Origin of the sequence: Pseudomonas sp. NPDC089996, from assembly GCF_044748405.1 — a bacterium.
Lineage (GTDB): Bacteria > Pseudomonadota > Gammaproteobacteria > Pseudomonadales > Pseudomonadaceae > Aquipseudomonas.
In genome coordinates this window covers 536,375-559,020 of record NZ_JBIVGA010000002.1, presented here as the reverse complement: position 1 = coordinate 559,020, position 22,646 = coordinate 536,375, and the positions used below count along the sequence as shown (strand labels likewise).

Below are 22,646 nucleotides of genomic sequence, written 5' to 3'. Positions count from 1 at the left end.
TCTCCCACGGTCTGTACTGCTGCGAACAGTCAGAAGCGAGCTATGTCCCTCCTCCTCCCTTCAAGTCCTACCATACAAGCGGGTTTACCCGCGAAGAGGCCAGTACAGCCACTAACCCATTGGGATCAATGCGCCCCAGCCGACTTGCTCAGGTCACTCTCAGCCCACTCGGTATAGATGCAGGCATCCGCCACCGCCCAGCGCACTTTCACCGTATCCCCAGGCTGCATCGGCATTCCGGCGGCAGACAATGCCTTCACCGTCAGCTCGGTACCGCCCGCAGTCACCACATGGCAGGTCTGGCTCTCACCCAGGAACAGCACCTCACCAACCTTGGCACTGACCTCGTTCCAGCCCGCCGGCAATGGCTCGCGCGCGGCCTGTTCGGCGGTCAGGGCCAAGGCCTTCTCCGGGCGCACCATGATCAGTGCATCCTGCTCGGCGCTCAGGCCCGGGGTCAGGCGGATCGCCACCGCCTGGCCTTCGAAGCTGCCAGCACCATTGCTGCTGGCCTTGATCCGCAGGAAGTTCGAGTTGCCCAGGAACGACGCGACAAAGGCATTCGGTGGGTTCTGATAAAGGTCATAGCCGGTACCCAGGCCAACGATCTTGCCATGGCTGAAGATGGCGATGCGCTGGGACAGGCGCATGGCCTCTTCCTGGTCATGGGTCACGTAGACGATGGTAATGCCCAGCCGACGGTGCAGCTGGCGCAGTTCATCCTGCAGGTCTTCACGCAGCTTCTTGTCCAGAGCGCCGAGCGGTTCGTCCATCAGCAGGATGCGCGGCTCGTACACCAGCGCCCGTGCAATTGCCACGCGCTGCTGTTGGCCACCGGACATCTGCGATGGCTTGCGGTGGGCGAATTTTTCCAGCTGCACCAGCTTGAGCATGGCATCGACGCGCTTGGTCGTTTCGGTGGCGCTGAGCTTGCGGATCGCCAGCGGGAAGCCGATGTTGTCACGCACGTTCAGGTGCGGGAACAGCGAGTAACGCTGGAACACCATGCCGATGTCACGTTTGTGCGGGGGCACGTTGACCAGCGACTGGCCTTCGACCAGGATCTCGCCGCTGCTCGGCGTCTCGAACCCGGCCAGCATCGACAGCGTGGTGGATTTGCCCGAGCCGCTGGAGCCGAGGAAGGTCAGGAATTCGCCGTCCTGGATTTCCAGGTCGAGGTTGTCCACGGCGGTGAAGTCGCCGTAGTGCTTGTTCAGGCCGCGCAGGCTGACCAGGGTCTTGCCGGGCGCGTTTTCTTTGATCACTGCACTCATTTTTATTCTCTCCGCGCGCTCAGGCGTTTTCGGTGCGCCGGCGCAAGGCGGCGGCAATGAACATGACGAGAAGCGACAGGCCGATCAGCAGGGTCGAGGCCACGGCGATCACCGGGCTCAGGTCCTGGCGCAGGGTGGTCCACATCTTCACCGGCAGTGTCTGCAGGTCGGGGCTGGCCATCATCACGCTCAGCACCACTTCATCCCACGACACCAGGAAGGCGAACAGGCCGCCGGCGATCATGCCCGGGCGGATCGCCGGGAACGTCACCTTGAAGATCGCCTGCAGGCGCGAGGCACCGCAAATCACCGCGGCATCCTCGATCGACTGGTCGAACAGTTTCAACGAGTTGATGATCGAGATGATGGTAAAGGGCAGGGCGACGATCACATGGCTGACCACGAAGGCGAACAGCGTGCCGGTGTAGCCAAGCTTGAGAAACAGCGCGTACACCGCCACGGCGATGATCACCAGCGGCACGATCATCGGCATGGTGAACAGCCCGTAGAGCATTTCACGGCCGGGGAAGCGGCCTCGCACCAGAGCGAACGCGGTGGGCAGGCCGAGCAGCACGGCGGCAATGGTGGTGAGCACGGCGACCTTGAGGCTGGCCAGGGCGGCGTCCATCCACTCCGGATTGGAGAAGAACTGGCCATACCATTTGAAGGTCCAGCCCGGTGGCGGGAACACCAGCCACTGGGACGAGCCGAACGACAGCAGCACGATGAACACCACCGGCAGCAGCAGGAAGGCCGCGATGACCCCGGTGGTCAGGTACAGGCCGGTACGCAGCGGGCGGCCCATGGCATTGGGAGACAGGAGCATGGCGGTTTACCTCGCGTTGCCGACCGGGGATTCCGGCTGCAGCTTCAGGTACAGGTAGAAGAGCACCAGGGTGATCACCACCAGCAGTGCGGCGGCGGCGCTGGCCAGGCCCCAGTTGAGGAACGACTGCACCTGCTGGATGATGAACTCGGGCAGCATCATGTTCTGCGCACCGCCGAGCAGGGCCGGGGTGACGTAGTAACCGAGCGACATCACGAACACCATCAGCGCCCCGGAGAACAGCCCCGAGCGGCACAGTGGCAGGAACACCTTCCAGAAGTTGGTCCACGGGCTTGCGCCGCAGATCGAGCCTGCCTGCAGCACCATCGGGTCGATGGCGTGCATGGTCGCCTGCAGTGGCAGCACGATGAACGGGATCATGATGTAGCTCATGCCGATCACCACGCCAGTGAGGTTGTGCACCATCTCCAGCGGGGCATCGATGATGCCCATGGCCATCAACGCCTTGTTGATTACCCCCGAGCCCTGCAGCAGCACCAGCCACGAGTAGGTGCGTGCCAGCAGGCTGGTCCACATCGACAGCAGCACGATGTTCAGCAGCCAGCGGCCCCAGCCCTTGGGCACCAGGGTGATCGCCCAGGCCAGCGGGAAGCCCAGCAGCACGCTGATCAGGGTAACCACGCCGGCCACCGAGAAGGTGTTGAACAGCACCCGGGCATAGGCCGAGTTGGCGAACAGCTGCTCGTAGTTGCCCAGCCCTGGCGTTGGCTCCAGCACCCCGCGCAGCAACAGGCCGACCAGCGGGGCGAAGAAGAACAGGCCGAGGAACAGCAGCGCCGGCAGCAGGTTGCGGCTGCCTTTCCAGCGCTGGCTCAGGCTGACGCGGCGTGGGGCCGTTCCCGGGGCGCCGGTGCCCGTGGGGGCACCTTGCGCGTTATGCAGGGCGTTGATGGCAACTTTCATTTGACCAACCACTCATTCCAGCGCGCTGCGATGGCCTGGCCGTTTTTCGCCCAGTAGGCAAAGTCCAGGGTGACCTGGTCCTGGGCATAGGCGGTCGGCAGGTTCGGCGCAAGGTCTTTGTCGAGCTTGCTGACGCTATCGAGGTTCACCGGGGCGTAGGCGGTCTTGTTGGCGAATTCGGCCTGGCCTTCGGCGCTGCTGGCATTGGCCAGGAACTTCATGGCCGCGTCCTTGTTCTTGGCACCCTTGGGGATGACCAGGAAGTCGGCCATGACCAGGTTCTGCTTCCAGCTCACGCCCACCGGTGCACCGTCTTGCTGCAGGGCATAGACGCGGCCGTTCCAGAACTGGCCCAGCGAGGCTTCACCGGAAGCCAGCAACTGCTGCGACTGGGCGCCACCGCCCCACCAGACGATGTCTTTCTTGATGGTGTCGAGTTTCTTGAAGGCGCGGTCCAGGTCCAGCGGGTAGAGGTCTTTGGGGGCTACGCCGTCGGCCAGCAGGGCCAGTTCCAGCACGCCGGGGCTTGGCCATTTGTACAGGGCGCGTTTGCCAGGGTAGGTCTTGGTGTCGAACAGCGCGGTCCAGTCGGCCGGCTTGTTGGCACCGAGCTTGCCTTCGTTGTAGCCGAGCACGAAGGAGAAGAAGAACGAGCCGACGCCGTGATCGGAAACGAAACGGGGGTCGATCTTGTCGCGCTTGATCTGGCTGAAATCGAGGGGTTCGAGCAGGCCTTCGCTGGCGGCACGCAGGGCGAAGTCGGCTTCGACGTCGACCACGTCCCACTGCACGTTGCCGCTCTCGACCATGGCCTTGAGCTTGCCGTAGTCGGTGGGGCCGTCCTGGACGACTTTGATGTCGGTGCTTTTGGTGAAGGGTACGGCCCATGCTTCTTTCTGGGCGTCCTGGGTGGTACCGCCCCAGCTGACGAAATTCAGGCTGTCAGCGGCCTGGGCGGCCTGACATGCCAGGGTCAGCAGGCTGGCGGACAGCACTGCGGTTACACGTTTGCTCAACAGCATGGTTACGCCCTCGTTGCTTTTGTTATTCGAGGCGGGGCTTCTGGTGCGCCCGCCAACAGTATTCGGGGAGCAGCTAAAACAAAGTGTCTTGTGGCCGTTGGTAATTGTAGGTGCCGGCCTGCAGATTCAAGGTCTACGGGATATCATATTATGGTATTCCAAGCTTTTGGCAAGAGGAATGAGGCTACCGGCCATCACTCCGTACTCATCAGACTGCCGCAGCCTTTGTAGGAGCGGCCTTGTGTCGCGAAAGGGCCGCGAAGCGGCCCCGGCAATTTATGTGTTGACGCTGAAATCCTGGGGCCGCTTTGCGGCCCTTTCGCGACACAAGGCCGCTCCTACTGGGGAAGGTGTCAGCCCAACATGGCGGGCTCGAACGGAATGCTCTGCACCACTTCCAGTTCGTACCCGGCCAGCCCCGCATATTTCAGCGGTGGCCCCAAATGACGCAGCTTGCCCACACCCAAATCCTGCAGAATCTGCGCCCCGGTCCCGACCTCCGAATACACCTTCGACTGCCCACGCTGGTAAGGCCGCACCGGTTGGGTCAGTTGCGGCACGCGCTCGAGCAATGCCTGGGAAGACTCGTGGTTGGCCAGGATCACCACTACCCCGCAACCTTCCTCCGCCACCTTCTGCAGCGCCGCCCACAACGTCCAGTTGGCGGGGCCTGCGTATTCGGCACCGACCAGGTCACGCAGCGGGTCGATCACATGCACCCGCACCAGGGTCGGCTGCTCACGGCGGATATCGCCCATGACCATGGCCATGTGCACGCCGCCTTCGATGCGATCCTCGTAGGTCACCAGGCGGAACGTGCCGTGCACGGTCGGCAGTTCGCGTTCGCCGATGCGCTTGATGGTCTGCTCGGTGCTCAGGCGATAGTGGATCAGGTCGGCGATGGTGCCGATCTTGATGCCATGCTGGGCGGCAAACACTTCCAGGTCGGGACGACGGGCCATGGTGCCGTCATCGTTGAGCACCTCGACGATCACCGAAGCCGGGGTGAAACCGGCCAGGCGGGCCAGGTCGCAACCGGCTTCGGTATGCCCGGCGCGGGTCAGCACGCCGCCTTCGCGGGCGCGCAGAGGGAAGATATGGCCCGGCTGCACCAGGTCTTCGGGGCGCGCATCGGCCGCCATGGCGGCAGCAACGGTACGTGCCCGGTCAGCGGCGGAGATGCCGGTGGTGACGCCAGTGGCAGCTTCGATCGACACGGTGAACGCGGTGCTGAACACGCTGCCGTTGGCCGGTACCATCTGCTCGAGCCCCAGGCGCTGGCAGTGGTCGTCGGTCAGCGTCAGGCAGATCAGGCCGCGCGCCTGGCGGGCCATGAAGTTGATGGCCTGGGCGTCACAGCGCTCGGCGGCGATCAGCAGGTCGCCTTCGTTTTCCCGGTCCTCGTCGTCCACCAGCAGCACCATCTTGCCTTGCCGGTAGTCTTCGAGGAGTTCCTCGATGGTGTTGAAAGCCATGTTGCACACTCACTGTGGTGGGGTGATTTTATGGTATACCATCATACACAAATATCGTTGCTACAGGAGAACCCGCGGATGAAGGCCTACTGGATCGCCCACGTCGACGTGACCGACCCCGAGCAGTACCAGCAATACACCCAGCGCGCTCCCGCTGCCTTCAAGGCATTCGGTGGTCGCTTCCTGGCTCGCGGCGGGCGCAGCGAGGCGATGGAGGGGCGGCCCACTCCACAGCGTAGCGTGGTGATCGAGTTCGATTCCTATGAGCAGGCGGTGGCGTGCTACCGGTCGGAGTTGTATCAGGAGGCGTACAGCCATCGCCAAGGGGTGGCAAAGGCCGAAGTGATCATCGTTGAAGGCTTCGAGCCCTGAGTCTTTGCTGATGGGCCTTTCGCGGGCACGCCCGCTCCCACAGGTACTGCACAGTTTTCAGAACCTGTGCGGTACCTGTGGGAGCGGGCGTGCCCGCGAAGAGGCCGGTCCTGCTTATGGCATGCCAGGCAACTCATGGGGCCGCAGGTCGAACACCAGCACCTCTGCATCCACGCCATTGCCCAGCTCCAGCACCTGTTCCTGCCTTACCCGCACCCCATCCCCCTCATTCAGCATCTGGCCATTGAGCTCGATGCTGCCGCGAGCCACATGCACATAAGCATGGCGGTTCTTCGGCAAGGTCAGCGTCGCACGCTCCGCGCCATCGAACAGGCCCGCATACACCCGCGCGTTCTGCCGCACCTGCAATGATCCTTCGGCACCATCCGGCGAGATGATCAGGCGCAACTTGCCGCGTTTCTCCTCGGCACTGAAGTGCTGTTGCTGATACCGCGGCGTCGCTCCTTTCACATTGGGCACGATCCAGATCTGCAGGAAGTGCACCGGCTGCGCCTGGCTGTGGTTGAACTCGCTGTGCGCCACGCCATGGCCGGCGCTCATCAGCTGCACGTCACCCGGGCGGATCACCGAGCCGGTGCCCAGGGTGTCCTTGTGCTCCAGCGCGCCTTCGAGCACGTAGGAGAAGATTTCCATATCGCGGTGCGGGTGCTCGCCAAAGCCTTTGCCAGGGATGACACGGTCGTCGTTGATCACCAGCAGGTCGGAAAAACCCTGTTCGTCCGGGTTGCGGTAGTGGCCGAACGAGAAGGTGTGGAAGGATTTCAGCCAGCCATGAAAGGCCAGGCCGCGGTCTTGGGCGTTACGGACGGTGAGCATGACGAGTCTCCAGTGAGGGCAGGGCTTCTGGACCCTGCCATGGGGTTGGCTGGCGTTATTGCAAATGCACGTTCAGTTCGTTTGCGGCCTGGCGCATGGCCGCCTTCACAGCCGGCACCTGGCTCAACGGGTTGAGCAGCCCGTAGTCATGGATCATGCCGTTGTAGCGCACCGAGGTAACGGTCACGCCCGCCGCATTCAGCTTGCGTGCATACGCTTCACCCTCGTCGCGCAGCACATCGAACTCGGCCGTCTGCACCAGCGCCGGTGGCAGGCCTTTCAACTGTTCACTGCTAGCCCGCAGCGGCGAGGCGTAGATCTCTGCCCGTGCCTTGGCATCAAGGGTGTAGTTGTCCCAGAACCATTTCATCATCCCGGTGGTGAGGAAGTGCCCCTCGGCGAACTGCTTGTACGATGCCGTCTCGAAGCTGGCATCGGTCACCGGCCACAGCAGCAGCTGGAAGCGCAGCGCCGGGGTGCCGGCCTCTTTGGCCTTGAGCGCGACCACCGCCGCCATATTGCCGCCTACGCTGTTGCCGGCCACGGCCAGGCGCTTGCCGTCGACGCCGATTTCCTTGCCATGCGCGGCCACCCATTGGGTTGCGGCGTAGGCCTGGTTGATCGCCGTCGGGTAGTGCGATTCCGGCGACGGGGTGTAGTCCACATAGACCGCCACCGCGCCCGAGCCGACCACCAGGTCGCGGATCAGCCGCTGGTGGGTCGGGAAGTCGCCCAGCACCCAGCCGCCACCGTGGAAGAACATGAACACCGGCAACTCACCTTTGACATTGGCCGGGCGCACCACTTGCAGCGTGATCGACTGGCCGTTGGCCTGGATGGTGTGTTGCTTGACCTCGATACCGGACAGGTCGACCTTCACCGAAGCCTGGGCACCGGTCAGCACGGCGCGGGCGTCTTTCGGGCTGAGCTGTTCGAGCGGCTTGCCGCCACCTTGCTCGAGTGCTTCGAGGAAGGCTTGGGTGTGCTGTTCGACGCCTGGGCTACCGGCAGCGAATGCGCTGGATACGGACAGGGCGAGGAGAGAGGCGGTAAGGGTCTTGTGGACAATGTTCATGAGCGAATCCTTTTCTGTGCAAGTGTTGGTAGTGGGCGTCTTGCCTGGCCTTCAGGGGCCATCGCTGCGACCTGTGTGTAGATTAAGCAGATGCACTCTTGGGAAAAAGCCGCTATAAAGCGTTTGACTGTCACCAAGAGCGAGACAATGAACCCGTACGAAGACATGCGCATCTTTGCCCAAGTGATGGAGGCCGGCAGCTTCACCGCCGCAGCCGACCGCCTGGGCATGTCCAAGCAATCGGTCAGCCGCCGCCTGATGCAGCTCGAAGAGCGCCTCGGCGTGCGCCTGCTCAACCGCTCCACCCGGCGCCTGGACGCCACGCCGCTGGGCCAGCATTACTACCAGTCGGCGCTGCGCCTGCTGGGTGAAGTGCAACAGGTGGAGCACGACATCAGTGGTCAGACCCAGGCCCTGCGCGGCACCCTGCGCCTGAGTGCGCCGCTGTCGTTCGCCATGGCCCACCTGGGCTGCCTGCTGACCGAGTTTCTGCAGTTGCATCCGCAGGTGGATGTGGAGGTGGACCTCAGCGACCGCCCGGTGGACCTGATTGGCGAGGGCTATGATTTGGCGCTGCGTATTGGCGCGCTGGAAGACTCCAGCCTGATCGCCCGGCGCATTGCCGATGTCGAGCGGGTGTATTGCGCGAGCCCGGCGTACCTTGAAGCCCATGGTGTTCCGACCAGGCCTGAACAACTGGCCGAGCATGATTGCCTGCCTTACGGGCACTCGCGGCAAGTGCAGTGGCAGTTCAGGCAGGCTGGCAAGACCCAGTCGATCCAGGTGAGCGGGCGGATGCGCGCCAACAATGGCGAGTTGCTCAGGGATGCGGCGATTGCCGGGATGGGGGTGACCTATTTGCCGACCTTCATCGTCGGCCAGGCGCTGGCGGACGGGCGCCTGGTGACGGTGCTGGATGAGTGGGTGCCGCCGGCATTACAGCTGTCGGCTGTGTATCCGCAGCACCGCCAGGTGGCGCGGCCGGTGCAGGGGTTTGTGACCTTCCTGCGCGAGCGGTTGGTGCAGTTGTAATGCCGGGGCTGCTTTGCAGCCCTTTCGCGACACAAGGCCGCTCCTACAAGGGAATGCGATCTCCTGTAGGAGCGGCCTTGTGTCGCGAAAGGGCCGCACAGCGGCCCCAGGGATTTCAGACGATCAATTCATCTACCCCAACCCACCCGCCATCGAACTCATCCATGGCATCCAGCATCGCCTCCTGGAAATACGCCAGCGACGCCCGGTCGAACAGCAGCTGCAACGCCGGCATTTCATCACTCCCGACATTCACCACGATCACATTGATCCGCGCCGCCGAAGTCTGCGCCACGGCGCCGATTGGAAACGCCTGCTGACGCAGATCAACCCCGCACAACTTGGCCATCACTGCACTGCAGTGCGCCCCCGACAGCTGCAACCAGGCATGGCTGTCCTGACGCGGCAGCAGGTAGTTGCGCCGGGCATCTTGTACCCAGGCATTTTCTTCGGCGGCTACCCGCGCGCCCTGGTCGGCAAAGCTGCCGAGCAACAGGTACTCACTGGCTGACAGGCGCGCCACCCAGCTCCCGTCGTCCTGGCACAAAGCCTGGTTAGGCAGCGAGGGCAGGCGGTAACCGCGTGCCTCCAGGTAAGCCGCACTGTCCCCGCCGCGAAACCCGACTCGCGCCAGTTCGGTCAGGTCGGTCAACGCACAGGTGTTCAACAGCTCGGCCCGCGGGCTGCGTGGGATGAAGGCTTCAGCTTTCAGGCTGGTCATGGTTCACAGCTCCTGGCGCAAGTTGTCGGGATCATGGAAGGGCAGCTGCACCACCTGGGCATTGACCATCACGCCGCCTTCCACGCGGATCGGGATGTGCATGCCAGGCGTTGCCTGTTGGGCACCGGCGTAGGCCAGGCCGATGATCTGCCCCAGGGTCTGCGAGTATTCGCAGGAGGTGACGTTGCCGCTGATGTCCGCACCGTCCAGCACCAGGTGGCCCTCCAGCGGCTGCGGGCTGCCCTTGGGCAGGGTGAAGCCGACCAGCTTGCGCTTGAGCGGCTGCGCTTCGAGGATCTCGATCGAGCGCTTGCCGACGAAGAAAGGCTTCTTGCGGCCGATCGCCCACTGCATGTCGATTTCGGCCGGGTGGGTCATGCCGTCGGTGTCCTGGCTGATGATCACGTGGCCTTTTTCCAGGCGCAGCAGGCGCTGGGTCTCGACGCCGAACGGGCGGATGCCCAGCCCGGCGCCGGCCTGCATCAGCGCGTCCCACAGGCGTTCGGCGTGACGCGCTGGCACGTGCACTTCATAACCCAGCTCGCCAACGAAACCGACCCGCATGATGCGCGCCGGGATGCCGGCCACCGTGCCCAGGCGCACACCCAGATAAGGGAAGGCTTGGGCCGACAGGTCTAGGTCGGCACAGACCTTGGCCAGCACCTGGCGCGACAGCGGCCCGGCCAGGTTGACCGCGGCCAGGGCGGCGGTGACGTTGGTGATGTCCACGTCCAGGCGCCACTGCGCGTTCCACTTGAGCATCTGCTGGTAGATGCGGTCGACGCCGCCGGTGGTGGCAGTGACGTAGAAGTGCTGCTCGGCCAGGCGCGCGCAGACGCCGTCGTCGATCACCACGCCATGCTCGTTGGTCATCAGCGCATAGCGGGTGCGGCCGATGGCCAGCTTGGCGAAGCCGAAGGTGTAGAGGCGCTCCAGCAGTTCGGCGGCATCGGGGCCGCGTACATCAAGGCCGCCAAGGGTGGAGACGTCGATCAGGCCGACTTTCTCGCGCACATGGCGGGCTTCCTCCTGCATGCAGCGTTCGCGTTCTTCCGGCTTGCCATAAAAGGCCGGGCGCTGCCAGATGCCGGCGGGCATCATCTTCGCGCCCGCTTGCAGGTGGCGGCGGTGCATCGGCGTCTGACGGTACGGGTCGAACGCACGGCCGGCAACATGCGCCAGCTTCTCTGCCTGGAACGGCGGGCGGGCGGTGGTCACCCCGGTTTCGCTGATGCTGCGGCCGGTGGCCTGGGCCACCAGCCGTGCGGTGGGCAGCGCCGAGTGGCGGCCCTGGGACGGGCCCATGCCGACCGTAGAGAAGCGCTTGACCAGTTGCACGTCGCGATAGCCGCTGCGGGTGGCATTGACGATATCGCGCACCTGCAGGTCTTCGTCGAAGTCGACGAAATCCTTGCCCTTGGGGTGCGGGAAGATGGGCCAGGGAAAGTTGACCTTGGCCTCGGCAACGTAGGCCGACGGCGCCTGAGCTTGCAGGCCCAGTGCAGCGAGGGCTTCGGCGGCACTGCGGCTGGCGTCGGTGAGTACGTTGTCCAGGCGATGCCGGCCGTTCACCGAGCCTGCGATATCCAGCCCGGTGGGCAGGTCGCTGAGGGTGAACTCGTCACGGTTGACGTCATAGGCCAGCTTGCCACCGGCCTGGCACAGCAACTGATACACCGGCATGTAACCGGCGGACATGCACAGCAGGTCGCAGGCCACGCGCAGGCCGTGGTCGCCAACCTTGCCCTGGCCCGTGATCGGGCGGATGTCTGCGCCCGTGACATGGCGCATGCCCGCTTCGTGCAGGGCTTCAAAGACGGTGCTGCCCAGGTGCAGGGGAATGTCGCGACGCTTCAGCTCGCTGGCCAGCGCGGCGTCGGCAGGCGCGGCGCGCATGTCGACCAGGGCGGCGACAGCGACACCTTGCTCCTGCAGGTCGAGTGCGGCCAGGTAGCCATCATCATGCCCGGTGAGAATCACCGCACGTTGCCCCGGCTTGACCGCGTAAAGCTTCATCAGCCGTTGCGCGGCGCTGGTCAGCATCACCCCGGGCAGGTCGTTGTTGCGGAACACCACCGGCTGGTCGAACGAACCGGCGGCCACCAGGCAGCGCGTGGCGCGTACCTTGTACAGGCGTTTGTGCTGGATCACCGGCAGGTAGTTGTCGGTGAACCAGCCGTTGCAGGTGGCCTCGCACAGCATCTGGATGTTCGGGTGGCCTTCGACGGCGCCCAGCAGTTCCGCGCGCAGGCTGGCGGCACGGGTGCCGGCGATATCGAAGCGGGCGTAGGTCAACGAGCCGCCGAGTACCGGCTGTTGTTCGACCAGCAACACCTTGGCCCCGGCATTGGCGGCGTCCAGCGCAGCGCGCAGGCCGGCCGGGCCGGCACCGATGACGGCCAGGTCGACAAACAGATAGGCCTTGTCGTAGTACTGCGGCCTGAAGCCGAGGTCGAGCACGCCGAGGCCGGCCTTCTTGCGGATCAGCGGCTCCCAGACCTTCCACATGCCCTTGGGCTTGTAGAACGAGCGGTAGTAGAAACCCACTGGCATGAAGCGCGAGAACTTGCCCAGGTAGGCGTCACGGTCGTGCTCCAGGCTGCCGTTGAAGTTCTGCCCGGCGACCACCAGACCGTCACGGGCAGCCTCCATGTCAGCCAGCACGTTAGGCTCTTCGGGGAGCTGCACCAGGGTGTTGGCGTCCTGCCCGGCCATGCTCAGCGGGCCGCGTGGGCGGTGGTACTTGAACGAGCGTGACAGCAGCCAGCGGCCGTTGCCGAGCAGAGCGCTGGCGATGCTGTCACCGGCAAAGCCCAGGCAAGGCTGGCCGTCGAATTCGAACCGCAGCGGCCGCTCGCGGTCGATCAGCAGGCCCATGGGCGCGGGGAGGCGGGGGAGGCTGTTCATCCGGCGATCTCCGGGGTGGCGGCGGGGGTGAAGTCGACGCGGCGGTCGAACAGGTCTTTCGGGTCGAAGGTGCTCAGTACCAGGTCGCTGACCGTGTGGCGCTCGGCCAGGAACCAGTAGCTCGAAGCATTGTGCAGCCACCACTCGATGACCACGCCGGCCAGGTTGTCGCTGTTGAACACGTAGTCGGCCCACTCGGCGTCACTGCAGCGAGCAGGGTCGGGCATGTGCTTGAACTCGCCACCGTAGGTGAACTCGCTGATGTTGCGCGGGCCGTTCAAGGGGCAGGTCAGGATCTTCATCGTCGTGTGCTCCTAATGGCTGGCCGCAGTGGCGCCCATTTCGTTGACTTGCTGGAAGCGGCTGAAGCGCTCCAGGGCGAAGGGCGCAATCATTTCCGGCACCTTGCCGCCACTGGCCACCAGCTCGGCCATGGTCTTGCCGCAGATGGGCGTCGCCTTGAAGCCCCAGGTGCCCCAACCGGCGTCCAGGTAGTAGTTGTCCACCGGCGACAGGCCCATGATCGGGCTGTAGTCCGGGGTCATGTCGGTCATCCCGGCCCACTGGCGCATCAGCTTGGCGTTGGCCATGAAGGGGAACATCTCGATGGCGTGGGCCAGCAGGCTTTCCTTGAGGTCGAGGGTGGAACGGGTGTTGTACAGCGGGTACGGGTCCGAACCACCGCCGAAGACGATCTCGCCACGGCTGGTCTGCTGCACGTAACAGTGCAGCGCCGAAGAGCTCACCAGCGGGTCGAGGAACGGCTTGAACGGCTGAGTGACCATGGCCTGCAGCGGGTAGGTGTGGATCGGTGCGCGGATGCCGGCCTTGGCCATCAACAGCGAACTGGCGCCGGCCACCGCCTGTACCACGCAACCGCACTGCACGGTGCCGCGGTTGGTCTTGACCGCTTCGATGCGGCCATTGCGGATCAGCAGGTCCTGCACTTCGGTCAGTTGGTGAATTTCCACGCCGCGCTTGGCGGCCTGTTTGGCGTAGCCCCAGGCCACCGCGTCATGGCGCGCGGTGGCGCCGTCGATGTGCCAGAGGCCGGCCAGTACCGGCAGGTGGCCGGGGTCGAGGTTCAGGCTCGGTACCAGCTCGCGGATCTGCTGGCGGTCGATCATTTCGGTGCGCCCGCCGAAGTGCTTGTTGACCTCGGCGCGCTGGCGGAAAGCACGTACCGTGGCGTCGGTGTGCGCCAGGGTCAGCTGGCCACGTTCGGAATACATGATGTTGAAGTCGAACTCGTTGGACAGGTGCTGGAACATCCGCACCGATTCTGCGTAGAAGCGCACGCCTTCGGAGGTCAGGTAGTTGGAGCGGATCACCGCGGTGTTGCGCGCAGTGTTGCCGCCGCCCAGGTAGGCCTTTTCCAGCACGGCAACATTGGTTATGCCGTGGTACTTGGCCAGGTAATAGGCAATGGCCAGGCCGTGGCCGCCACCGCCTATGATCACCACGTCATAGCGCGGCTTGAGTTCGCTCGGTGGCGGCAGGTCGACCTCCACCGGGTAGTCGGCGCTCAGGCCGTATTTCAGCAGGGCGAAAGGCATGCGGTGCGCTCCTGGTGGGCGGCCTGCTGTTGCAGGTCGAGGGCGAGCAGGGTGTTCTTCATCAGGTAGGCGATGGTCATTGGGCCGACGCCGCCGGGTACCGGGGTGATGGCGGCAACCTGAGGCAGCGCGGCGGCGAAGTCGACGTCGCCGACCAGGCGGCTGTGGCCGCCTTGCTCGATGCGGTTGATGCCGACGTCGATCACCACGGCGCCGGGCTTGAGCCAGTCAGCGCCGATCAACTGCGGCTTGCCGACGGCAGCGACGACGATGTCGGCCTGGCGGCACAGCGCCGGCAGGTCGCGGCTGCGTGAGTGGACCACGGTCACCGTGCAGTCGGCCTGCAGCAGCAGCGCCGCCATCGGTTTGCCGACGATGTTCGAGCGGCCGACCACCACCGCATGCTTGCCGCGCAGCTCGCCGCAGGCATCGCGCAGCAGGCGCATGCAGCCGCTGGGGGTGCAGGGCGTAAGCACGTCGCGCCCCTGTGCCAGGCCGCCGACGTTTTCGCTGTGGAAGCCGTCCACGTCCTTCAGCGGGCTGATCGCCTGGAGAATGCGGTGTTCATCCACATGCGTGGGCAATGGCAGCTGTACGAGGATACCGTTGACCTCGGTGTCACGGTTGAGCCGGTCAATCAAGGTCAGCAGCTGAGCCTGGGTGGTATCGGCAGGCAGGCGATGCTCCAGCGAGCGGATGCCCACTTCCCCGGCGCGCAGCACCTTGTTGCGCACATACACCTGGCTGGCGGCATCGTCCCCGACCAGGACCACCGCCAGGCCCGGCTGCACGCCAGCCTGGTGCAAGGCCTGCACCTGCTCGCGGACCTCGGCCAGCACACGCGCAGCGGTGGCCTTGCCGTCGATCAGCTTGATGCTGGGGATGGCGTTCATTTGAAGATCACCGTGCGGTCATGGTTGAGGAACACCCGGTGTTCGAGGTGGTACTTCACCGCGCGGGACAGGGCGATGGTTTCGGTGTCGCGGCCGATCGCCACCAGGTCGTCGGGGGCATAGGCGTGATCCACGCGCTGCACTTCCTGCTCGATGATCGGGCCTTCATCGAGGTCGCTGGTGACGTAATGGGCGGTGGCGCCGATCAGCTTGACCCCGCGCTGGTAGGCCTGGTGATAGGGCTTGGCACCCTTGAAACCGGGCAGGAAGGAGTGATGGATGTTGATCGCCCGGCCCGACAGCTGGCGGCACAAGTCGTCGGAGAGAATCTGCATGTAGCGCGCCAGCACCACCAGTTCGGTGCCGGTGTCCTCGACGATGCGCATCAGCGCGGCTTCCTGCTCGGCCTTGGTCTCCTTGGTCACCGGCAGGTAGACGAAGCGGATGCCCTGACGCTCGGCCATCGGCCGCAGGTCGAGGTGGTTGGAAACCACGGCGGTGATCTGCATGTCCAGTTCGCCCTTGGCGTGGCGATAGAGCAGGTCCGCCAGGCAGTGGTCGAACTTGCTGACCATCAGCAGCACGCGCAGTGGCCGGGCGCTGCTGTGCAGGCTCCAGTCCATGTCGAAACGCTGGGCCACATCGGCGAATCCTGCTTCCAGCTGCGGCGTGTCACCGCTGACACCGGTGTTGTAGCGAAACACCGCACGCATGAAGAAGCGGCCATTGTCCTCGTCGTCGAACTGCGCCATCTCGCTGATGTAGCAACCGTGCTCGGCCAGGTAGGTGGTCACCGCCGCGACGATGCCGGACACGGCCGGGCAACTGACGCGCAGGATAAAGTGATCGGGAGCGGGGTGCATGTCGGATAGGCCTCGTGATGGAGTGGGGCAGGTCTGGCACAAGGGCAAAAGAAGCTTCGCGGCGGGCGAAGTGATGTTTCTTGATGGGAATATAAATTTCCCTTGGGGGATTTATAGGCGAAGCAAGGGGGCGTGGTCCAGTGGTTTGTGAAATTTTTTATCCTGTCAGGAAAGTTTTGTTCATGCCTTCACTGCGAACAGGCGGGTAAGGCTATGCTTGCTCCATGAGCACCCCACCCCCTCTTCGCCAACCTTGCCCCCCTGGCGCCTGTGACTGCGGCCGCGAACACCTGGGCGAACATCCGCCAGCGGCCCGGCGCATCCTCCTGCTCACCCGCCAGGAAGAAAAGCGCCTGCTCGAACGCCTGGAAAACCTCAAGGACCTCGAAGACCTGCAGCGCCTTCAGCAACGGCTGTACGAAAACCTCGGCATCCGCGTGCATATCAGCCCCGGCTTCAACGAAGTGCGCACCATGCGCGGCATCGTCATCGAACTCGACGACCAACCCGGCCTGTGCCGCAAGACCCGCCAGTCGATCCCGGCGGCGATCCGCCGGGGGCTGGAGCGCAATCCGGAGGTGGCGTTCCGCTTGCTCGACGCGCATGACCTGCTGAGAGACGCGTGAGGCTAATTTTTCCTGCGCGCCCTACGTCTACCTGAGAACATCCCTGCGCCAGGCGCGCAGCGGCATCCATCACCCAAGGAGACAGGCAATGACTTCCGTATTCGACCGCGACGATATCCAGTTCCAGGTAGTGGTCAACCACGAAGAGCAATATTCCATCTGGCCCGACTACAAGGCCATCCCCGAAGGCTGGCGCGCGGTGGGCAAAAGTGGGCTGAAGAAGGACTGCCTGGCCTATATCGATGAAGTCTGGACCGACATGCGCCCCTTGAGCCTGCGCCAGCAGATGGCTGAAGCTGCCGCCCAGTGACCACGCTCAACCTGCTGTGCCTGCCGTACTCCGGGGCCAGCGCCATGGTCTACAGCCGCTGGCGGCGCAAGCTGCCGGCCTGGCTGCAGGTGCGCCCGGTCGAGCTGCCCGGGCGTGGCGCCCGCATGGGTGAGCCACTGCAGACCGATATGCAGGCGCTGGCCCGGCAGTTGGCCAACGAGCAACGGCTGGTTGCCAGTGCGCCTTATGCGCTGCTCGGCCATAGCCTGGGCGCACTGCTGGCCTTCGAACTGGCCCACGAGCTGCAAGCGCTGGGCTGCCCGCCGCCCACTGCGCTGTTCGCCTGCGGCACCGCAGCGCCGACCCGGCGCGAGGACTATGACGGCAACAACTGGCGCGCACCCAAGAGCGACGCCGAACTCAAGCACGAACTGCGCGAGCTGAACGGCACCCCGCCCGAGGTGCTGGACAACGCCGAGCTGATGAGCCTGACCTTGCCGGTGCTGCGCGCCGACTTCCTGCTCTGCGGCCGTTACCAGTACCGTCAGCGGCCGGCCTTGCAGTGCCCGCTGCATGTGCTGGGTGGCGAGGCGGACCGGGCCAGTGCGGAACAACTGCAGGCCTGGCGCAAGGAAACCCACGGCACCTTCTCGCTGCAGATGTTCCCCGGCGGCCATTTCTTCATCCACGAGCACGAGGACCGCGTGCTCGGCGCGTTGACGCAGGCCCTTGAAGCGCATCGGCTTTCTGCCTGATTGACGTTGTCGCCCGCCTGGGAGAGGCTAGGCCTTTTCCCAGGCGAGGGGCAGACAATGCTGATCGAATATCACAAGGCCACGCTGCTGGCCGTCGACATCCAGGAAAAGCTCATCGGTGCCATGAGCGACCCACAGGGCACCCGTGCCCGGGCTCGCTGGTTGCTGGCCGCCTGCAGCGACCTGGAGCTGCCAGTGGTGATCTCCGAGCAGTACCCCAAGGGCCTGGGCCATACCTTGGCGGAACTGATCGCGGTGGCCCCGGCGGCCGAGGTGGTTGAAAAGTCCCATTTCTCCTGCGTGGCCGCCGAGTGCCTGCCCCCAAGCCTGATGGCCCGTGAGCAAGTGATCGTCTGCGGCATGGAAACCCACGTCTGCGTGCTGCAGACCGTGCTCGGCCTGCTGGGCCTGGGCAAGCAAGTGTTCGTGGTCGAGGATGCCTGCGACAGCCGTACCCCGGCCAACAAGGCTGCCGGCCTTGCGCGCATGCGCCAGGCCGGGGCGCAGGTGGTGACCCGGGAGATGGTGCTGTTCGAGCTCATGGGCAGCGCCAGCCACCCGCAGTTCCGTCATGTCAGCAAGACCTACCTGGTCGGTGAACAGCCCTGAACGGGCGGTTATTGGCGGCAGGGCTGATGGCCCTGGCGCTGCTGCAGGGCTGCGCCGGGCGCCGCGAGGAAGAGCCCGAGGCCGACCCGGCCAAGGTGCGCGCCCAGCTGATGCGCCTGCTGCCGGCGCAGGCCAGGGACCGCGAAGGCTGGGCCAAGGATATCCAGGTGGCATTCGAGGCCCAGCGCATCACGCCGAGCAAGCGCAACCTGTGCGCGGTGCTGGCGGTGACCGAGCAGGAGTCCACCTTCAACGCCGACCCGCAGGTGCCCAACCTCGGGCGCATCGCCCGTGAGGAAATCGACCGCCGCGCGGCGCGCCTGCACGTGCCCAGGCTCTTGGTCGACGGTGCGCTGAACACACCCTCGGGCAACGGCCAGAGCTATCAGCGGCGCCTGCTGGAAGTGCGCAGCGAGAAGCAGCTGAGCGCGCTGTATGACGAGTTCATCGCGCGCCTGCCACTGGGCAAGACGCTACTCGGCGGCCTGAACCCGGTGCACACCGGCGGGCCAATGCAGGTCAGCATCGAGTTTGCGCAAAAGCACGCCCAGGATTATCCCTATACCTATGACGGCACCGTCCGCCAGGAAGTTTTCAGCCGCCGAGGGGGCATGTACTTCGGTATCGCTCATCTGCTCGGCTACCCCGCGCATTACGAGCGCCAACTGTACCGTTTTGCCGACTTCAACGCGGGCTGGTACGCCAGCCGCAATGCTGCGTTCCAGGCGGCCTTGAGCAACGTGACAGGGACGGAGCTGGAGCTGGATGGCGACTTGATCGCCCCCGGCTCGATCATGCCCGGCAGCACTGAACTGGCAGCGCGCAAGCTGGGGGTCAAGCTGGGGCTGCGTAATCCGCAGATTCGCAGCCAGCTTGAGCTGGGTGACAGCCTGGCGTTCGAGGACAGCAAGCTTTACAGCGGAGTGTTCGCTCTGGCCGATGCGAAGGGCAAACCCGCGCCGCGAGCGGTGCTGCCGGGGATCGAGCTGAAGAGTCCGAAGATTACCCGCAAGCTGACCACTGCGTGGTTTGCCGGGCGGGTGGATGAACGTTATGAGCGGTGCATGAACCGTTAGACCTCACTGGCCTCTTCGCGGGCAAGCCCGCTCCCACAGGAATATCACTGACCTCAAGAACAGTGATATCCCTGTGGGAGCGGGCTTGCCCGCGAAGAGGCCGGTACAGGCGATATCACCCTTCGCCCAGTGCTCCGACCACCTGCTCGACACTCGCCTTGAGCCCAGCCACCGCATCCTCGGGATCACTCTCCACCACCAGCAACTTCGCCCCGGCCGCCGCGATCACCTTGGCCAGCGCCGCATCCGGCTGCCGATGGTCCAGCACCAGCGCCACATCCTGCTGCTTGAGGTTCTCACCCAGTGCCTTGAGCGCCGTCTCATCCCACTTGCCATCCGCCGGCAACGGCTGCTCCACTACATCCAGGTTCAACCCGCTGGCCAGATATCCCAGGCGCTCGGACAGGCTGACCACGCTCAGGTTGTCGACCTTGGCCAGTTGCGTCTGGCTGCTGGCGGTCATCTCCAGCAGCTGGCGCTTGAGCGCCGCCAGGTTGCCCTGGATCCTGACCTTGTCGGCAGGCGCCAGGCGCTCCAGGTCGTTGGCCAGCACATCGGCCATGCGCCCCAGGTTGGTCGGGTTCAGCCAGGGATAGGCGCCATAAGCGTCGTCGCCGCTCACGGCGATGCCCGGCAGCGCGCCATCCACCGGCCGCGCGGCATCGATCTCGACGATGCGGATGTTGCTGCGCCGGGCCATCGGGTACAGCGGGTCGTCACGCCAGATCGAGCGCACGCCGATCACCGCGTCAGCCTGCTCTGCGGCCTTGGCCAGTGCAGCGCCGCCACGGCTACTGAAGTACGACGGTTGGCGGCTGGCCGGCAGGTTGGCTGGCGCGGCACGCTTGAGCTGCACGGCGGTGCCGTCGAGGAGGGCGCTGGCCAGGCTGTGGGTCACGGGCAGGGTGGTCAGTACTTGCGTGGCCGATGCCAGTGCCGGCAGTCCGGCGAGGGCGATGGCAAGGGAGAGGTGTTTCAGGTTCATGCCGGGTTTCCTTGCAGGCGAGGGACGAGGGCGCGGGCCAGCGCGGCGAGGGCGAAGCAGATGCCGGCGACCAGGATGATCGCAGCGCCCGAGGGCACCGGCAGGTCGAGGACGATCGGCAGGAGGATGCCGAGCAGGGTGCTCAAGGTGGCAATCAGCACCGAAACGAAGAAAAAGCCCTTCAGCGACTGGCTGACCAGGCGCGCCGCCGCTGCTGGGATCACCAGCAAGGCACCGACCAGAATTGCCCCGATCACCTTTACCGAGGCCACTGTGACCAGCGTCACCAGCACCACGAACAGGTAGTCCAGGGTCTTCACCGCCACCCCGCGCACCGCCGCCAGCTGCGGGTTGAAGCTGGCCAGCATGATGCGGTTGTACAGCGGCAGGGCCAGTGCCAGCACCAGCACGGCGACAATGCCCAGCACCACCAGGTCCTGGCCGCTGACGGTCAGCACCGAGCCGAACAGCACGTTCTCCAGGATATGTACGTTGATCTTGCCGGCCAGCATCAGCAGCAGGCTGGCGCCGAGGGCCAACGACACCGACAGAAACACGCCGATCAGCGTGTCAGGCGACAGCCCGGTGCGGTTGCGCAGGAAGTTGAGCAAAATGCCGAACAGCAGGCAGTAGCCGAACAGGCTGCCATAAGGGCCGGTATACGGCTCGCCGAGCAAGATGCCGATGGCGACCCCGGTCAGCGCGGCATGGCCGACGGCTTCGGAGAAGAAGGCAAAGCGCTTGACCACTACCAAGGTGCCCAGGCCACCCAGGACCGGGCCGATCATCAAGCCGGCCAGCAAGGCATTGATCACGAAACCGTAGGCCAGCGCCTCCGGCAGGTAGCCAGCGCCAGCCCATTCCTGGACCAGCTGGCGGAATGCTTCAAAACTCATCAGGCAAGGCTCTCGCTGCGAGGGTGAACGGAGAACAGGCTGAGCAAGCGCTCCGGGGTCAGGGCCTGGGCGGGTGGGGCATCGAACAGCACCTGTCGGCTCAGGCCGGTGACCCGGTCGGCCAGGCGCAGCACAGCTTGCAGGTCGTGCTCGATCCACAGCACGGTGGTGCCGGCCTGGCGCCAGCCCTGCAACAGTTGCTCGAACACCTGGATGCCGGCTTCGTCGAGCGCCGACATCGGCTCGTCGAGCACCAGCAGTTGCGGCTCGGGAATCAGGCCCTGGGCCAGCAGCACGCGCTGGCGCTCACCGCCGGACAACGCACCCATGCGCCGCTTGCGTTTGTCGAGCATGCCGACCCGCGCCAGCGCCGCGTCGATCGCCGGCTGCACTCGGCGTGACAGGCCGAGGAACGCCGGGCGCCGCTGGCACATGGCGGCCATGAAGTCGTCCACAGTCATCGGCAGCCCGCGGTCGAATTCCAGTGCCTGCGGCACATAGCCAATCACTTGCTGCGCGCCTGGCCAATGCAGGGTCAGTTGGCCCTGATGCGGCATTTGCCCGAGCAAGGTCTTGATCAGCGAACTCTTGCCGCCGCCGTTGGGGCCGACGATGGCATGCACGCTGCCTGCGGCAACGCTGAACTGCACCTGTTCGAGGATGCGCGTGCGGCCCAGGGTCAGGTCGATGCCGGCGAACTCGATGCGCGGCCCGCCGGGCGCCGTCAGGTTGGCGGCGGCGGTCATGCGCGGTTCTCCTGGATGGCGCGGACCACGGTATCGAGGTTGCGCTTCATCTCCACTTCGTACTTTTCCTTGGTGTACTCACCGTAGGAAATGTGCGTCAGGGGATACAGGCGCACGCCGGATTCACGCTGGATGGTTTCCACGTAGGCCGAAGGGAAGTCCATCTCCGAGAAGATCACTTTCACGTCCAGCGCCTTGAGCTGGTCGATGGTCTTTTTCAACTGCGCAGGGCTCGGTTCGATGCCGTGGGCGGGCTCGACGACGGCGGTCACTTCCAGGCCGAAATCGCGCACCAGGTAGTCATAGGCGGCATGGATGGTGGCGACGCGGAAAGTGGCGGAGGGCGCTTCGGTGACTTTGGCCAGGGCCTCGGCACGCAATGCGCGCAGGCGCTTGGCATAGGCGCGAGCGTTTTGCGTGTAGAGCTTGGCGTTGTCCGGGTCGAGCTTGCCCAGCTCGCGGGCGATGTTGTTGACCTGGGCGATGGTGGTGCTGATCGACAGGAAGGTGTGCGGGTTGACCACCTTGCCGGCGCCGCGGGCGGCGATACCGGTGGCTGCGAGCAACGGCACGTTCTGGTTGGCTTCGATGGTTTTGATATCAGGCTTTTCGCTGGCGGCGATCATGCGGTCGGCGAAGTCGTCATGACCAACGCCATTGAGTACCACCACGTCCAACGAGCCGATGCGCTTGATGTCCTCGGCGCGGGGTTCGTAGGCGTGCGGGTTGAAACCCGCCGGAATCAGCGGCACCACTTCGGCCTTGTCACCAACGATATTGCTCACGTAGCTGTAGTAAGGGTGCAGGGTGATGCCGATGCGCAGGGGCTTGCCGGCGTCGGCCAGGGCCAGCGCCGGCAGGGCGCAGGCCAGGAACAGGGCGAGGGCTTTGCGGAACATGGAAGA

At 64.9% G+C, this 22,646-nt stretch carries 24 protein-coding genes; 7 read left to right on the top strand and 17 right to left on the bottom strand.

All coding sequences use genetic code 11. The features are described 5' to 3' along the window. Positions 1-125: 125 nt before the first annotated feature. From ACIPW4_RS05465 to ribBA, 5 genes are all read right to left on the bottom strand, one after another. Positions 126-1,274 (bottom strand): ABC transporter ATP-binding protein, encoded by a 1,149-nt coding sequence (locus tag ACIPW4_RS05465; RefSeq protein WP_400655557.1) that lies wholly within the window; start codon positions 1,272-1,274, stop codon positions 126-128. A gap of 19 nt (positions 1,275-1,293) precedes the next feature. Continuing rightward, entirely contained in the window at positions 1,294-2,100 is an 807-nt protein-coding gene (locus ACIPW4_RS05460; RefSeq protein WP_400655555.1) for an ABC transporter permease, read from the bottom strand. A 6-nt stretch (positions 2,101-2,106) separates the two neighbouring features. Next, on the bottom strand, positions 2,107-3,024 hold the full coding sequence (locus ACIPW4_RS05455) for an ABC transporter permease (protein WP_400655553.1): 918 nt from the start codon (positions 3,022-3,024) through the stop codon (positions 2,107-2,109). Then, complete coding sequence (locus ACIPW4_RS05450) at positions 3,021-4,046, bottom strand: ABC transporter substrate-binding protein (RefSeq protein WP_400655551.1); 1,026 nt, start codon at positions 4,044-4,046, stop codon at positions 3,021-3,023. The genes ACIPW4_RS05455 and ACIPW4_RS05450 overlap by 4 nt, the downstream gene beginning before the upstream one ends. A 353-nt stretch (positions 4,047-4,399) precedes the next feature. Next, a complete protein-coding gene (ribBA, locus tag ACIPW4_RS05445) occupies positions 4,400-5,521 on the bottom strand; it encodes a bifunctional 3,4-dihydroxy-2-butanone-4-phosphate synthase/GTP cyclohydrolase II (RefSeq protein ID WP_400655549.1) in 1,122 nt (373 codons plus the stop codon). 78 nt (positions 5,522-5,599) lie between these two features. Here ribBA and ACIPW4_RS05440 point away from each other — a divergent pair, with 78 nt between their 5' ends. Then, positions 5,600-5,893 carry a DUF1330 domain-containing protein gene (locus ACIPW4_RS05440; protein ID WP_400655548.1) on the top strand — a complete coding sequence of 98 codons (294 nt, stop codon included), beginning with the start codon at positions 5,600-5,602 and terminating at the stop codon, positions 5,891-5,893. Positions 5,894-6,007: 114 nt separating this feature from the next. Here the strand turns inward: ACIPW4_RS05440 and ACIPW4_RS05435 are convergent, their stop codons facing one another. Next, positions 6,008-6,730, bottom strand: coding sequence for a pirin family protein (locus ACIPW4_RS05435; RefSeq protein ID WP_400655546.1), 723 nt, complete (start codon positions 6,728-6,730; stop codon positions 6,008-6,010). A 55-nt stretch (positions 6,731-6,785) separates the two neighbouring features. Continuing rightward, positions 6,786-7,805, bottom strand: coding sequence for an alpha/beta hydrolase (locus tag ACIPW4_RS05430; protein WP_400655545.1), 1,020 nt, complete (start codon positions 7,803-7,805; stop codon positions 6,786-6,788). Positions 7,806-7,952: 147 nt separating this feature from the next. On the opposite strand from ACIPW4_RS05430, the gene ACIPW4_RS05425 reads away from it, so the two are divergent. Then, the gene (locus tag ACIPW4_RS05425) at positions 7,953-8,837 is read left to right on the top strand and encodes a LysR family transcriptional regulator (RefSeq protein ID WP_400655544.1); all 885 of its coding nucleotides are present in this window, start codon (positions 7,953-7,955) and stop codon (positions 8,835-8,837) included. Positions 8,838-8,952: 115 nt separating this feature from the next. On the opposite strand, the gene ACIPW4_RS05420 is transcribed toward ACIPW4_RS05425, so the two are convergent. Genes ACIPW4_RS05420 through purU form a run of 6 tightly spaced genes read right to left on the bottom strand, consistent with a single transcriptional unit; the run spans position 8,953 to position 15,777 of the window. Then, entirely contained in the window at positions 8,953-9,558 is a 606-nt protein-coding gene (locus tag ACIPW4_RS05420; protein WP_400655543.1) for a sarcosine oxidase, read from the bottom strand. A 3-nt stretch (positions 9,559-9,561) separates the two neighbouring features. Beyond that, entirely contained in the window at positions 9,562-12,465 is a 2,904-nt protein-coding gene (locus ACIPW4_RS05415; RefSeq protein ID WP_400655541.1) for a 2Fe-2S iron-sulfur cluster-binding protein, read from the bottom strand. Next, positions 12,462-12,767 carry a sarcosine oxidase subunit delta gene (locus ACIPW4_RS05410; protein WP_400655539.1) on the bottom strand — a complete coding sequence of 102 codons (306 nt, stop codon included), beginning with the start codon at positions 12,765-12,767 and terminating at the stop codon, positions 12,462-12,464. Before ACIPW4_RS05410 ends, ACIPW4_RS05415 begins: the two co-directional genes overlap by 4 nt. A 12-nt stretch (positions 12,768-12,779) precedes the next feature. Continuing rightward, on the bottom strand, positions 12,780-14,021 hold the full coding sequence (locus ACIPW4_RS05405; RefSeq protein WP_400655537.1) for an FAD-dependent oxidoreductase: 1,242 nt from the start codon (positions 14,019-14,021) through the stop codon (positions 12,780-12,782). Then, positions 14,003-14,914, bottom strand: a complete 912-nt coding sequence (gene folD / locus ACIPW4_RS05400) for a bifunctional methylenetetrahydrofolate dehydrogenase/methenyltetrahydrofolate cyclohydrolase FolD (RefSeq protein ID WP_400655535.1) — start codon at positions 14,912-14,914, stop codon at positions 14,003-14,005. Before folD ends, ACIPW4_RS05405 begins: the two co-directional genes overlap by 19 nt. Beyond that, entirely contained in the window at positions 14,911-15,777 is an 867-nt protein-coding gene (gene purU, locus ACIPW4_RS05395; RefSeq protein WP_085674145.1) for a formyltetrahydrofolate deformylase, read from the bottom strand. Before purU ends, folD begins: the two co-directional genes overlap by 4 nt. A gap of 224 nt (positions 15,778-16,001) precedes the next feature. On the opposite strand from purU, the gene ACIPW4_RS05390 reads away from it, so the two are divergent. The 5 genes from ACIPW4_RS05390 (at position 16,002) to ACIPW4_RS05370 (ending at position 19,114) form a co-directional block, all read left to right on the top strand. Further along, on the top strand, positions 16,002-16,403 hold the full coding sequence (locus ACIPW4_RS05390) for a hypothetical protein (protein WP_400655532.1): 402 nt from the start codon (positions 16,002-16,004) through the stop codon (positions 16,401-16,403). Positions 16,404-16,491: 88 nt separating this feature from the next. After that, positions 16,492-16,713, top strand: a complete 222-nt coding sequence (locus ACIPW4_RS05385) for an MbtH family protein (RefSeq protein WP_027918508.1) — start codon at positions 16,492-16,494, stop codon at positions 16,711-16,713. Then, a complete protein-coding gene (locus ACIPW4_RS05380) occupies positions 16,710-17,429 on the top strand; it encodes a thioesterase II family protein (RefSeq protein ID WP_400655530.1) in 720 nt (239 codons plus the stop codon). The genes ACIPW4_RS05385 and ACIPW4_RS05380 overlap by 4 nt, the downstream gene beginning before the upstream one ends. Positions 17,430-17,486: 57 nt before the next feature. Next, on the top strand, positions 17,487-18,038 hold the full coding sequence (locus tag ACIPW4_RS05375; protein WP_400655528.1) for a hydrolase: 552 nt from the start codon (positions 17,487-17,489) through the stop codon (positions 18,036-18,038). Between the two features lie 26 nt (positions 18,039-18,064). Next, positions 18,065-19,114, top strand: coding sequence for a DUF1615 domain-containing protein (locus ACIPW4_RS05370; RefSeq protein ID WP_400655525.1), 1,050 nt, complete (start codon positions 18,065-18,067; stop codon positions 19,112-19,114). 115 nt (positions 19,115-19,229) lie between these two features. Here the strand turns inward: ACIPW4_RS05370 and ACIPW4_RS05365 are convergent, their stop codons facing one another. From ACIPW4_RS05365 to ACIPW4_RS05350, 4 genes are read right to left on the bottom strand one after another with little or no spacing between them, the layout of a single operon-like run. After that, positions 19,230-20,099, bottom strand: a complete 870-nt coding sequence (locus ACIPW4_RS05365) for a metal ABC transporter solute-binding protein, Zn/Mn family (protein ID WP_400655522.1) — start codon at positions 20,097-20,099, stop codon at positions 19,230-19,232. Next, positions 20,096-20,995: a metal ABC transporter permease gene (locus tag ACIPW4_RS05360; RefSeq protein WP_400655520.1), complete on the bottom strand. Its 900-nt coding sequence runs from the start codon at positions 20,993-20,995 to the stop codon at positions 20,096-20,098. The genes ACIPW4_RS05365 and ACIPW4_RS05360 overlap by 4 nt, the downstream gene beginning before the upstream one ends. After that, the gene (locus ACIPW4_RS05355) at positions 20,995-21,741 is read right to left on the bottom strand and encodes a metal ABC transporter ATP-binding protein (RefSeq protein WP_400655518.1); all 747 of its coding nucleotides are present in this window, start codon (positions 21,739-21,741) and stop codon (positions 20,995-20,997) included. The genes ACIPW4_RS05360 and ACIPW4_RS05355 overlap by 1 nt, the downstream gene beginning before the upstream one ends. Beyond that, complete coding sequence (locus ACIPW4_RS05350) at positions 21,738-22,640, bottom strand: metal ABC transporter substrate-binding protein (RefSeq protein WP_400655516.1); 903 nt, start codon at positions 22,638-22,640, stop codon at positions 21,738-21,740. Before ACIPW4_RS05350 ends, ACIPW4_RS05355 begins: the two co-directional genes overlap by 4 nt. Positions 22,641-22,646 lie beyond the last annotated feature (6 nt).